The 13,678-nt window shown below is 44.1% G+C and carries 10 protein-coding genes; 4 read left to right on the plus strand and 6 right to left on the minus strand.

From position 1 onward, the window contains the following. The first annotated feature begins 504 nt into the window (after positions 1-504). The 4 genes from B3Q46_RS14555 to B3Q46_RS14570 are packed head-to-tail and all read left to right on the plus strand — an operon-like array spanning position 505 to position 3,547. Positions 505-1,299 (plus strand): segregation and condensation protein A, encoded by a 795-nt coding sequence (locus B3Q46_RS14555; RefSeq protein WP_034580827.1) that lies wholly within the window; start codon positions 505-507, stop codon positions 1,297-1,299. Then, a complete protein-coding gene (scpB, locus tag B3Q46_RS14560) occupies positions 1,296-1,886 on the plus strand; it encodes an SMC-Scp complex subunit ScpB (RefSeq protein WP_005234269.1) in 591 nt (196 codons plus the stop codon). Before B3Q46_RS14555 ends, scpB begins: the two co-directional genes overlap by 4 nt. Positions 1,887-1,928: 42 nt before the next feature. Continuing rightward, positions 1,929-2,969: a 23S rRNA pseudouridine(2605) synthase RluB gene (gene rluB, locus B3Q46_RS14565; protein ID WP_005234268.1), complete on the plus strand. Its 1,041-nt coding sequence runs from the start codon at positions 1,929-1,931 to the stop codon at positions 2,967-2,969. Positions 2,970-3,025: 56 nt separating this feature from the next. After that, positions 3,026-3,547 (plus strand): hypothetical protein, encoded by a 522-nt coding sequence (locus tag B3Q46_RS14570; RefSeq protein WP_158651679.1) that lies wholly within the window; start codon positions 3,026-3,028, stop codon positions 3,545-3,547. A 43-nt stretch (positions 3,548-3,590) separates the two neighbouring features. Here B3Q46_RS14570 and B3Q46_RS14575 read toward each other — a convergent pair whose 3' ends face one another. Genes B3Q46_RS14575 through B3Q46_RS14600 form a run of 6 tightly spaced genes read right to left on the minus strand, consistent with a single transcriptional unit; the run spans position 3,591 to position 13,046 of the window. Beyond that, a complete protein-coding gene (locus B3Q46_RS14575) occupies positions 3,591-5,318 on the minus strand; it encodes an ABC transporter ATP-binding protein (RefSeq protein ID WP_005234263.1) in 1,728 nt (575 codons plus the stop codon). A 10-nt stretch (positions 5,319-5,328) separates the two neighbouring features. Then, entirely contained in the window at positions 5,329-6,477 is a 1,149-nt protein-coding gene (locus B3Q46_RS14580) for an ABC transporter permease (RefSeq protein ID WP_005234262.1), read from the minus strand. Between the two features lie 7 nt (positions 6,478-6,484). Further along, the gene (locus tag B3Q46_RS14585; protein WP_004783323.1) at positions 6,485-7,423 is read right to left on the minus strand and encodes an ABC transporter permease; all 939 of its coding nucleotides are present in this window, start codon (positions 7,421-7,423) and stop codon (positions 6,485-6,487) included. 17 nt (positions 7,424-7,440) lie between these two features. Then, the gene (locus tag B3Q46_RS14590) at positions 7,441-9,444 is read right to left on the minus strand and encodes a M3 family metallopeptidase (RefSeq protein ID WP_005234261.1); all 2,004 of its coding nucleotides are present in this window, start codon (positions 9,442-9,444) and stop codon (positions 7,441-7,443) included. Positions 9,445-9,463: 19 nt separating this feature from the next. Continuing rightward, positions 9,464-11,266 carry an ABC transporter substrate-binding protein gene (locus B3Q46_RS14595; RefSeq protein ID WP_005234260.1) on the minus strand — a complete coding sequence of 601 codons (1,803 nt, stop codon included), beginning with the start codon at positions 11,264-11,266 and terminating at the stop codon, positions 9,464-9,466. Positions 11,267-11,288: 22 nt separating this feature from the next. Next, the gene (locus B3Q46_RS14600; protein ID WP_005234259.1) at positions 11,289-13,046 is read right to left on the minus strand and encodes an ABC transporter substrate-binding protein; all 1,758 of its coding nucleotides are present in this window, start codon (positions 13,044-13,046) and stop codon (positions 11,289-11,291) included. Between the last annotated feature and the right edge of the window lie 632 nt (positions 13,047-13,678).

Here is a 13,678-nt window from a genome sequence, read left to right on the forward strand (position 1 = left end):
TTATCAAAAACTTCATTGATGACTTTATTCTCGATAAAAATCATCTGCTACCACAGAGAATCTATAAATAATAGTGCGTAAGTCCTATATCAATATTTTTTTGGCTATATTAGTTTATTTTTTAGGCGATAGATAACTGTTTTTTCTTATTTTTATCACATGTTTCCTGATGAGCTTCCACTCAGTCACTATTTAATAGGTGCTGAGAATCTTTTAAAAATTTTCTATATGAAGTTACAGTTTCTTAAGCCACCCAGACTATATTGCATTTAATTTTAGCTAATATGCTGTTTAATATCAGACTTGTGCGTTTTACCCAATTAAAAAAATAAAATTTCTCCTAAAATAAATATGGTTTTTTTGCTTTTGAATGCATATCTATTTTATTTAACGACAATTTTCCAGTACAATGCCAACTACCAAATTATGTGCTTTTTCTCCTGACAAGAGCTCGGGGAATAAGCCATTTCATGCCTTTGAAAATTCGCGTGGCTTATAATTGTAATGACTCAAATGCCCCATAACGCTATGGAATCTGCTCCAAACATCCGGGTTCTGGATGAATGGCAAAATACGATTCCAGAGGATCTGTATATTCCTCCGGCAGCGTTTGAAATTCTGTTAGAACATTTTGAAGGCCCCCTCGACTTTTTAATTTACCTGATCCAGAAAAATGGTTTTGACCTGTTGCAGGTTGATATCGCGCCGATTGCCTCCCAATATCTGTCCTATATGGATGCGATGAAATCCCTGAATATTGAGCTGACTGCGGATTATATGGTGATGGCTGCTTTACTGGCCGATCTCAAATCCCGTTTATTACTGCCTAAACCGAAAAGCGTGGCTGTGGTTGAACAGGATCCGAAACAGGATCTAATTGAGCGTCTGGAAAATTATTTAAGAATCAAGCAGGCTGCAGAACGTCTGGGTCAGATGACAATTCTGGAACGTGATACCTTTCAGACCAATGTTCACCTGGGTGAGTTTATCCAGCCGAATGAAGGTCATAGTGCCGATCTGCTGCGTGATGCCTTGCTTTGTGTCTTTAACCGTCCTGAACCGGTCATTCATCAAGTGCAACAGGAGCCTGTTTTACTGGAAGAGCGGATTGCCTATATTGAAAGCCGTCTGGAATCTGGTGAAGTCTTGTCCTTTGATCATTTACTCAAGCCAAGTCAGGGACGCATGGGTGTAGTCGTGACCTTTATGGCCGTACTAGAACTTACCCGCCAGCAAAAAATTCAAATTATTGCCTCAGGCATTGAGGCACCGCTCGCAATTCAAGGAGCACACGCATGAACACAGAACATAATATCTCCTTGTCTGCGGAAGATAATCTGCATGAAATTCTGATGCAGCTGGAAGCGATTATTTTTGCCAGTGATTCCCCTGTTTCCTTAGCTCGACTGAAAGAAGCATTTCAGGATCGCTATAGCAAGCAGGAGCTGCGCCAGTATTTACAGCAGCTTTCCATGCTGATGCATGGCCGTTCTATTGAACTGGTTGAAACTGTGCAAGGTTACCGTTTTCAAGTGCGTGTAAAATATCGTAATATTATTGCACAGACCTGGCCTGAGCGACCGACACGCCTGTCACCTTCATTACTGGAGATGCTTGCGGTGATTGCTTATCATCAGCCAGTGACCCGAGCTGATATTGAACAAATTCGTGGTGTCACGAATAACAGTCAGATTTTGCGTACGCTGTTTGACTGGAACTGGATTAAAGAATCCGGCTTTCGTGAACTCCCTGGAAGACCTGCGTTGTTAGTGACAACGCCACAATTTTTAAATGCGTTTGGCTTAAATTCTTTAGGCCAATTGCCTCCCCTGCAGGATGCCAAGGAAGCTTTTATGGCGCTCGATGCGAATGCACCGAAGTCATAAATAGGTGAACTGTTGAATAATTATTTCTAAGGTTATGCTGTCATGAGTGAAAAGTTGCAAAAGGTGCTTGCACGTGTTGGTTTGGGTTCTCGCCGTTATATGGAAGAAGTCATTGCCGCAGGTCGTGTAAGTGTGAATGGGCAGATTGCCCAAGTGGGTGAACGAATCGAACCAGGTGATGAGCTTCGCATCGATGGTCGTAAAGTGCAGTTCCAGATTGAAGACGAAATCCGTCGTCGTGTCCTGATTTATTACAAGCCAGAAGGCGAAATCTGTTCACGTAATGATCCTGAACAGCGTCCAACAGTATTTGACAACCTCCCATCAATTCAAGGCGATCGCTGGGTCATGGTCGGCCGTCTGGATATTAACTCGACCGGTCTGTTACTGTTCACAAATGACGGTGAACTGGCGAATCGTTTAATGCACCCATCCAATGAAATTGAACGTGAATATGCGGTTCGTGTCATGGGTGAAGTGACTCCACAACTGAAAAACAACATGCTGAAAGGCGTGGTGCTAGATGATGGTCCTGCGAAGTTTGAATCATTCTCTGAACTGGGTGGTGACGGGATCAACCGTTGGTATCAGGTAGTAGTGAAAGAAGGTCGTAACCGTGAGGTTCGTCGTATCTTTGAATCACAAGGCCTGAAAGTCAGCCGCTTGTTACGTACCCGTTACGGTACCGTGATTCTGCCACGTGAACTTCGTACAGGTCGCTGGATTGAACTGGATAAACAGGATATCGACAACCTGACCAAATCAGTTGAACTGAAACCGCGTCAAGGTACTGGCTTATTCGGTATGGCGAAACGTCGTAACGAACGTATGCAGGAAAAACCAATGGCTGCGCGCCGTGGTGGTTACCTGCGTCAGCAACGCCGTGATACCGATGAGCAGCCACAATACAACAACCGTGAACGTCGCGATGATCAGGGCTTTGGTCGTCGTGAAAACCAGAATGGTACCCAGTTTGCACGTCGTGACAACCGTGAAGACAACCAGTTTGGTCGCCGCGAAAACCGTGAAGGTAATGCATCACGCGGTTTATATGGCGTCAACAAAGGCTTCAAAAAGTTCTAGGCTTTAAATAAGATAGAGTCACTTCGGTGGCTCTTTTTTTTGCAAGAACAATAATAATGACCCAATATTATCATCCGGTGGCACCTCAGGCTTCCCGGCTTTATGGTTTCTACATACTAATGCTAGTTCATTTTATGCTGGTTCATTACAGCATCTGGCAAAGAGCAGATCATCAGCGCAGCTCCATCCCTTTCAGCGATATTCATTTTCTTCGTGATTTCAGTATGCAGCCTCTAAAAATACTGGATTCATGGACCTGTATACTGATCGGTTCCTCTCTGTTATTGGTACTGGTAGTCCATATTATAAAAACAAATCGGATATTGGTCATTTCTGAGCATGATATTGTTTGGTCTCTCTTTGGTCATCCTTACAGCAAGATATGCAAACTCAGTGAAGTTCAGAAGGTTGAATATATCATGATTCCTCCTGCAGATCAGCAGCAGACTGGGCTGCTCCGCTTCCATACAGCCGCACAGGATCATGATCTTAACCTTAGTCTGTTCAGTACAGCCGACCAGAATCTGATACATATGCAGCTATCTCACTTGTTTCCTGAAAACATCGTTCAGTCATAAAAAATGCCCAACAATGTGGGCATTATATTTGGAACTTAAAATATTATTGTGGAATCCCTTGCGGAATAGCACCAAGTAAACGCTTGGTATATTCATGCTGTGGCGATTGATACAGGTCATCTGAGTTGGCAATTTCCACCAGATCACCATGATTTAGCACCATAATCTGATCAGAAATATATTTCACTACTGATAAATCATGCGAAATAAAGATATAACTCAGACCAAACTCATCCTGTAAATCCTGCAATAAGTTCAGCACCTGTGCCTGTACCGATACATCCAGTGCGGACACGGATTCATCACAGATCAGGATTTCAGGCTTTAAGGTCAGACAGCGTGCAATTGCAATCCGCTGACGCTGACCACCTGAGAACTCATGCGGATAGCGATAGAAAGCTTGAGCCGGCAAGCTGACCCGTTCCAGCAGATCCAGTGCCATCTGTTTACGTTCTGCATCATCCTTACCGATATGATGAATCTGCATCGGCTCCATCAGGATTTGTCCCACGGTAAAACGCGGATTCAGCGAAGCATACGGATTCTGGAAAATGATCTGGATTTTACGCTGATAGGCTGTAAACTCTTTTTCAGTCATCGACAAGATATCTTTGCCCTGAAACAACGCCTTGCCGCCTGTGGCCTGCTGTAGACGCATCAAGAGTAAACCAATCGTGGTTTTACCAGAACCTGATTCACCAACCAGTCCTAAGGTTTTGCCTTTAGCCAGCTGAAAAGACACCCCTTTCACGGCCTGAAATTCATCTTTGCCAAATAGGCCTTTACGGCTATAGAAGGATTTTTTCAGATCGCGTACATCCAGAATGATCTCTTCATTACCTTTTAAACCACGAGAACGCTCCTGTTTTAGCGGAGCGTTCGCATGCAGGTCATGTGCCAGACTATCCTGTTTCATAAAGTCGCTAATCACCGGCAAACGCAAAGGACGGTGCGAGAGCTGTGGGCGGCAATGCAACAAGGCTTGGGTATAAATATCCTGAGGATTGTTCAGGACTTCTGTCACCGAACCTTGCTCACGAATCTCGCCATAACGCATTACAATGACCTGATCCGCAATTTCACCAACGACCGCCAGGTCATGACTGATGAATAACATCGACATTTGACGGCGCTGGCGCAGGGATTCAAGCAGATCCAGAATCTGTTTCTGAATGGTCACATCCAGTGCTGTCGTTGGCTCATCAGCAATCAAGAGTTTCGGTTCACAGGCAATTGCCATCGCAATCATGACCCGTTGTTGCTGTCCGCCAGACAACTGACTCGGATAAGCATCAATTTTGGTTTCCGGAGAAGGAATACCGACTTCCTGCAAAAGTTCCAGTGTTCTTTGACGGGCCTGCTTTTTATTCATGCCCAAATGCAGACGTAGAATTTCCGAGATCTGCATGCCTACAGTAAACACTGGATTCAATGAGGACATCGGCTCCTGGAAGATCATGGCAATTTCTTTGCCACAGATCTGACGCATTTCACTCGACTTAAGTTTCAATAGGTCCCGACCTTCAAACAGGATCTGACTGTCTTCAGCGACCTTCGAGTTCTCAGGTGCTAATAGTCCCATCACTGCCAATGAAGTCACAGATTTACCACTTCCGGATTCACCGACTAATGCCACTGTGGTATTGGCCGGAATTTCAAATGAAATTCCTTTGACCGTTTCCACGTACTGTTTATTTTCACCTTTAAAACTGACGCGCAGGTTGTCTACGCGAAGTAACGCGGGTGCTGTGCTTGGATTCATTTCAGACATCGCTGCGCTCCTATTTCAGTTTTGGATCTAATGCATCACGTAATGCATCAGTAAACATTGAGAAAGCTGTCACCAGTACCGCCATCGCCACCGATGCCGCAGTTAACTGCCACCATTTTCCTAAAATCAGCTCGCTTTGCGCTTCATTCAGCATACTACCCCATGACACTACCCCAATCGGTACGCCAAAGCCTAAGAAGCTCAGAATCACTTCGGACTTGATAAAGGCCACTGCAAGAATAGACATTTGAACCAAAGCGATATGGCTGACATTCGGGAAAATATGCACGAAGATACGGCGCATATTGCTTACCCCAATGGCTTTCGCTGCCAGCACATATTCACGCGCAGTATGCTTCATATATTCAGCACGAACCAAACGGAACACCCCAGTCCAGCCAGTCAGACCCAAAATCAGGATAATCGATAAGATCCCTTTTTGTTGCAGTACTGCTGCAATCGCTAATACAAGCAATAAGTATGGAATAGAAGTAAAGATATTGTAGAACCAGTTCAGGACATCATCGACCCAGCCACCGAAATAACCAGCAATCGCCCCCAGTACCGTACCAATCACCACCGCAACCAGCGCAGCAATCAGGCCAACCAAGATCGAAGTTTCTGCACCTTTAATGGTTTTCAGTAGTACATCCTGACCCCATTTATCTGCGCCAAAGAACAGGCTCTGTTTAAGCTCACTACTCTGATCCAGTAACTGACCACCTAATTCCTGATCAATGGCTTTCATATCTTCAGCCAGTGGATCGACTACACCATAATAATCAATCGCACCTGCACCCTGTTCAGCAGCAATTTCTGCTTCCAGTTCAGCAATCACATCTTTTAAAGGATCAACTAGATTAACTGGCACTACGGCAGATTCAGTATTTTGATCTTCACCTGCAGCTCCAGGTACAGACGGTGTATAGATAAAACTTGGGGGTGCATAACTCACCGCCACTTCCTTATTCCAGTCCTTGGCAATCATACCGGTCATGGAAAGCAGAAGCATCAGCAGATAAAACAGCACCACAAATAGGGAGAACATCGCAATGCGGTCACGTTTCAGACGACGCAACGCCAGCTGCCATAATCCGGTTGAAGCAGACTCAGGCACTGCTGAAGCATGTTGCTCTTTTTTAAATATCGCACTCAGCATAATTCACCTACTTCAACTGTACACGTGGATCGACCCATTTATAGATCAGATCGGCAATCAGGTTAAATAACATGGTCGCAGCCGCAACATAGACCGTAATCGCTTTAATCACCGGAAAGTCAGAACGCTCAACTGCGATAATTACTTCACGGCCAATGCCAGGAATACCGAAGAAACGTTCAATCAGGAAAGCACCGATCAGTAAAGCCGGAAGTCCCGCCATGACATCAGTAATGATTGGAATCGAAGCATTGCGCAGTACATGCACGCCCAGAATACGGCTTTCGCCCAGACCTTTGGCACGTGCGGTGCGGACATAATCCTGATTGACTTCATCCAGAACAAAACTGCGGTACAGACGTAAGGTCGGTGCAATACTCACCACCAGCATGATTAATACTGGTAATAGTGCATATTTGAATAAGTTTTCAGTAAAGTTATCGCTCCAGCCCTGTACCGGAAACCAGCTCAGTTCATAAGCCAAGACATACTGGAACACGATGATATATACCAGAATACTGATCGACATACCGATGGTACACAACATCATGATCATGCGGTCAGTCAACGAACCGCGTACTGAAGCTACCCCGAGTGCCAGAATGATTGAAACGATTGTTTGCAGAATCGTGAGTGGAATCAGAATGGTCAGTGATGGCCCCAAACGCGTGGTAATAATCTGGGATACCGACTCACCGGTACTCCAGCTCACGCCATAATCAAAGGTCAAAATCTGCTGGATAAAAATCCAGAGTTGTACGTAATAAGGCTGATCGACCCCGAGCTGCTGGCGGATATTTTCAATCTGCTCAGCATTGGCCATTTTACCGGCCAGGATATAGGCCGGATCTCCTCCGACCCAGTTAAATAACAGGAATATCAGCAGAATCACCCCCAGCATGGTGGGGATCATTTGCCAAATCCTTCGAATAATATATGCCAGCATCGCTTTCCTTCCTTGACTTAATGTCCTGAAATTTCATTAAAGAAAGCTTTGCTGTCCGGTTCGCGGCCCAGAAAATCCTTAACCATCTGATCGCCCGGTTTTTGTCCGCCTTGTGCCAGTACGGTCTCGCGATAATGCATGCCGACTTTCGGATCCATCAGATGATCACCATAAGCGGATAGCATGTCGAGTGCCAGTACTTCTGACCACATATAGCTGTAATAACCCGCCTGATAGCCACCCATCAAGTGTCCGAACTGACCCGGGAATTGCTGACCTGGAACAGAACCCAATGCAGTTTTACTTTCCATATCTTGCCAGAGTTTTAACGGATCAATGCTTTTCGCATCTTTACCGTGCAGGGCCATGTCGTACTGAGCATATAAAGTCTGACGGGCATAATGCAGGCCGCGGCCATAATTTTTCACGTTCTTTAAGCGTTCGGTCATGGCTTCATCAACACGAGGACAAGCTGGTTCACAGTAATCCGCTACTTTAGATAAAGTCTCGAAACGGCGCGCCCACTCTTCATACATTTGTGAAGGTGCTTCAACAAAGTCACGCTCTACCGATGTACCTGACTGCTCGGTATAACGGGTCTTCGATAAAATTCCATGCAGCGCATGACCCATTTCATGCACAAAGGTTTCCAGCTCATTACTGTTCAGACCTTTACGGTTGAAGTTGGTCACCAAAACAGAGACCGGACGGCGATGATTTAAACGGCTGCCACCATAAACACCCCAGACTGCAGCATGGCCATATTTGCCTTCACGTGGGTATTTATCGACATAAAGTCCGCCCATAAACTCACCGGTGGCTTTATCATGCACGGCATAATATTCGACTTCATCGTGCCAGGCTTTGACTTTTACTGGCTTGAATTCAATCCCATATAATTCGGAAGAAACCGCAAATAACCATTTTTGCGCCGCTTCAGTCGGGAAATAATCACGCAGTTTTTCCTGGTCCACCTTATATTTGGCCTGACGCAGTTTTTCACTCCAGTAACCCTGACTCCAGCGCTCAATCTCTGCTTTTTCCAAAGGAATTTTTAAGGTTTCTGCCTTGAACTGACGTAATTCTTCAACATCCTGCTTTTCTAATGGCGCAACTTTGGCATAGACCTCATCCAGAAAACTATTGACTGCTTCTGGGGTTTTGGCCATACGATCTTTTAAAGCAACATACGCATAGCTATCTTTATCAAAGAGCTGGGCCAGTTCATAACGCAGATCAATAGCCTTTTTCATATATTCGAGATTTTTCTCGGTACCGCGACGGGTATACGCAGTCTGATAACGTTTACGTGCTTCATCACTCTCTGCCAGCTCCATAAACGGCTGATATTCCGGATAGTCGAAGCCGAGCAGATAATTTCCCTTTTCATTTTTCTTTAAACCGGCGATATAGCTCGTAGGTAAACCTTTTAGTTCTGCAGCAGTGAATTCAACTTTTTCAGGGTTATCACGTACATTCTTGGAATAGTCCTGCCCCAGTTTGGTACTTTCTTCAATAATTTCCTTCAGACGCTTCTGCTTCTCTGCGCTGAGTTGCACCCCGGTTTTTTCAAACTGATTCAGAATATCTTTCAGGAATTTCTCATCGACCGGATCTGTGGCTTTCAGTTTCTTGAACTGGGCATACAGTTTTGGACTCTGATACATGGAAGTTAGATATTTACTGATTTTCAGCTCACAGTCATCTGCCGCCTGACGCAAGGCCGGATCAGGATCAACATTGCTATATAAACCGATAGGTGAAACAAAATCACCAATCGATGCCTGCAATGTATCCCAAGCTGCCAGATAAGGACGGGCTTCAGCCTTATTTTTGATTTTCTGGCTTTCAAATTTCTGGATATCTTTTTGCATTTTATCCAGATTGGCATCACACAATGCCGGAATTTCTGCAGCCTTGAATGAAGGCAAAAGCTGGGTTTGGGTCTCTGCCATGACGGTCTGAGATCCCCCGATCATCGCCAGACAGAGTGTGGTAAATTTCAAGTGTTTTAATGTCATCATCATCTCCAGCTTTTTCTTACTTTTTAGTATCAATATCGATATATATCCATTCTGTAGACAGAATCGGATGGGACTTGTGTCCAATAATATGAGGTTGCGTTAATGCATTACGATAGGTGCTATACAGCATCATGGTTGGCATATTGACCTCTAGAATACGGGTCATTTTGCGATAAACCAGATCCCGTTCAGGACCCGGTGGCATGCTTTGACTCTGTTCATATAAACGGTCATATTCCGCATGCTTAAAGCAGGCATTATTGGTGACATTGACGTTTTTGCCATAGAACAGCTGCATGAAGTTGTCTGCATCCGGATAATCGGCAATCCATGCAGAGCTTTTAAACATGGTTTTACATTGCTTTTCCAGCTTGATGCCTTCAGCAAATGGCATGGCCTTACTGGTCAATTTGATATGAATATTATCTAGGGTCTTTTTCCAGAATTCGCCCTGTTGCTGCCCACGACTGGTATTGGCAGTAATTAGTTCAATCACCAGAGGTTTGCCTTCAGGAGTTCTCCGCCAGCCATCCGCACTGATCTTATAGTTATAGCGATCCAGCAACATGTTGGCTGCCTTGACCGAATAGGGTGTACTGGTTTTATAGGCAGGTGAATAACCTGCAACTCCTGGCGGGATAGGCATGTGCAGTTTTGCACCATCTCCTTTAAGGAGTACGCTAATCATATTTTCAACAGAAAAAGCCATTGCCATCGCACGACGTAAGGCTATTTTTTCTGGTGTAAAACCACCCACTACCGGGTCTTGCATATTCCAGTAATGGTAGTTAATCGATGGCTCCAACATGCGCGACAGCTTGATGCCTTGCTTGGCCAGCTCAGGTTTTAACTTGTCACCATCCAATGCCTGTACGACCAGATCGCCGTCTATTTCCACCAGATCCAGTTCATTTTTCTTAAATGACAACATCCGTGATTGTGCTTCTTCAATCACACGCACATCAATGGTGCCGATTTGAGGCATTTTTTTGCCCTGCATCGCACTGACAATCGCCTGGTCTTCTGCAGTGTTAGCTTTATAGTTCCAGACAAAACCACGGTAAGCCGGATTCGGCTTTAAGATAATGCGTGACCCCGGTGTCCAGCGGTTAAGCACATAAGGCCCTGTACCGACCGGCTTACTCATCACCCAGCCAGCTTTGTCTTTGTACTTTTCGATGACTTCGCGTGCGACTGCGGCAGCCGGACCGTGGGCCAGCAACATCGGAAAGTTCTGATCCGGATTATTCAGCTTGAGTACCAGCGTATAGCGGTCTGGAGTCTGAATGCCTTCAAATGGATTTTCATAGACCTTGCCATTCTTTTTCGCCATGGCTGTCCAAGCTTCCAGCCCTTTGATCCGGCCATCCAGCAACCAGCTATTTGGTGAATTAAGCTTTGGATCTAAGAGACGCTTTAGAGAATAGGCATAGTCATAGGCGGTCAGTTCACGTTTTTTACCACCAAAGACTGGATCATCTGCAAAGTAAATGCCCTTTTTAACTTTAATGGTATAAGTCAAACCGTCTGCACTGACTTGAGGCATATCTACTGCAGTCAATGGCACCAGTTTCGCCGGTGAGGCCAGATAATCATAGGTATATAAGGTTTCGAAAATCGCTGAGTTAATCTTGGCAGAATAACGATCATGGATATAACCGGGGTCGAAACCGGTTTCAGCTGCGGGAAAGACCGTTTTTAAGACTTTATTCGGATTAGCGGGATTAGCAGCCCATGTGGGTGCAGCACCTGCTATCATTAAACTGGCCACTAAGACCCCACTGGCCAGCTTTTTTAAAGCGTTTGTATTCACATTCATACTGGTTCTTAATCTTCTCAAGTTATTTTTTAACAGGCTCAATATCCAGATATTGCCAAACTGCTCTAGTCACCGGATGTGCCTTAAAGCCCTGTACCTGTGGATGAATCAGCCAGTTGCGTACCCGGGTATTGTGCAAAATCCATGGATTATCGGCCTCCATCTGGCGGTTCATCTGCTCATAATATGGAGTGCGTTGCTGAGGCGGCAGTTTCATCGCAGTTTGATACAGCGCGTCATAGGCTTTAGAGGTATAGCAGCTCAGGTTACCTTGCTGGGCATTTGGGCCATACAGCAACTGGGCAAAATTTTCCCCTTCCGGATAATCTGCAATCCAGGCGCCACCCCACATCATGTGTTTGCACTGGGTGGCTTCTTTTAAATTGTCGGCAAAGTTACTGACTTTAAATTCAACTTTTACTCCAATTGCATCCAGGTTCTTTTTCCATAGCTCCGCAGAAATAACGGAAGAGCTTGAGCTGGTCGAGTTCATTTTCAGAACCAATGGTTTACCATCAGGCAAGGTACGGTAACCGTCGGCACCTTTCTTGTAGCCAAAACGATCGAGCAGTTTATTGGCAAGCAATGGGTTGTAGGCAATACTGCTTCTATAATCCGGGTTATATCCACCCACACCTTCAGGAAGAATCATTTCAGCTTTAACAGCATGCCCTTTATATAGCTGCTGGATGGCTTCTTTCTGGTTATAGGACAAGGCAATAGCACGGCGTAGTGCAATTTTTTCCAGTGAATCCCCACCAATCACCGGATCACGCATATTCATGATGGTATAGGTGATTTCCGGCTCTTTATTTGGATAATGCAGGATGCCTTTTTTCTTATATTCACTTTTTAGCTGCTTATTTTCCAGCGCCTGTTCAGCACCACTTGCAGTCAGTTTGTCATAGTCTAATTGTCCAGATTTTAAGGCCAGCCAGCGCGACTGTTCTTCTTCAATGATGCTGATCTTAACCTTGCCAATTTGCGGCATCTGCTTGCCTTGCATGGCTTTAACAATCCGCTGATCCCACTCTGAACCATCCCCCTTAAAGTTCCAGACAAAACCGCGATAATTTGGGTTGGCAGTCAGCTCAATGCGGCTACGCGGTACATATTTGTGTAACTGGTATGCCCCTGTTCCGACTGGATGCTGACCTACTCGATCGCCATAATATTCGATGACTTCACGTGCAGTACCAGCAAAAGCAACATAGGCTAGAATGTAAGGAAAGTTCAGATCTGAACGGGTCAGGGTAATTTGTAAGGTATATTTATCTAGAGCTTTTAAACCGGCAATCGGAGCATCATAGTTAAATTTGCCCGATTTTTTGGCCTGCTGAATGACTTGATCTACGCCAAGAATTTTACCTTCGATAAAGGAAAAAGAAGGCGAATGGTTTTTTGGATCCATCACCCTTTGCATGGAATAAATATAATCCCGGGCGAGCAGTTCACGCTTCTTGCCCTGAAAGGCCGGATCCGGACTGAAATAAATTCCTGGCTTGATTTTAAAGGTATAAACTTTGCCATCCTGTTCCACGACGGGTAAAGACTCGGCGGTATTCGGAGCCAAAATTGCAGGCCGGGCCAGATAGTCATAACGCAACAAAGGCTCAAAAATAGCCTCAGCAACGCTACCACTATAAAAATTATAGGTTTTGACCATATCAAAACCGTCATCAGGTGCTTCGAAAGCCAGGTTTAAAACTTTATCCGGATGTGCAGATGATTTTGCCCAGGCAGTTTGCCCCGAGCTCATAGCCAAGGCCAAAATCGTCATGCTAAAAAGTGCTGATTTCAAATTTGTACCTATTCTTTATCTTGAAGTTTTATTGCTATAGGAAGTTTTAAATACATCATCCCATATTTGCTTCAATGGATGGGTCAAAGCTGGACAGATGGAATAAACTGAACAAAGCGAATTTCATGCCATCCTTGCAAAAAATAGGGATTTCTTCCTGTTTTTAACTGAAAAAAGTTTATTTTTATTAATTATTTAAAACATTATGAATAACATAATATTTTCCATGAATCATTAATTAAATTTTTATCCTTAAAATTCTCACTAAAGTTTATTTCGCACAAAAATAACTCAACCCTGTTTCATCTTATTGCACTATTGTATACCTTTAGGTAAACAAAAAATAAGCATAAGTATCTGTATTTTAAATAATTTATTTTTAAAAAATATTGTATATTTTATGTAAAAATTATGCACCATGATTAAACTTTATTCAATTTCCCTCTCATTTTTGGACTACTTTCTTATTCATTAAATATTTATTTATTGCTTTGACAGGGGTCTCACTTCCTCCTTTCTTCAGATTCGATACACAGACTTCTTAATTTTTCTTCAGTATCGCTTGATAAATTCAAACCTCATTCAATTAAATCAATATTTTTCAATAAATT

It is taken from the genome of Acinetobacter sp. UBA2581, from assembly GCF_002339435.1.
Lineage (GTDB): Bacteria > Pseudomonadota > Gammaproteobacteria > Pseudomonadales > Moraxellaceae > Acinetobacter > Acinetobacter variabilis.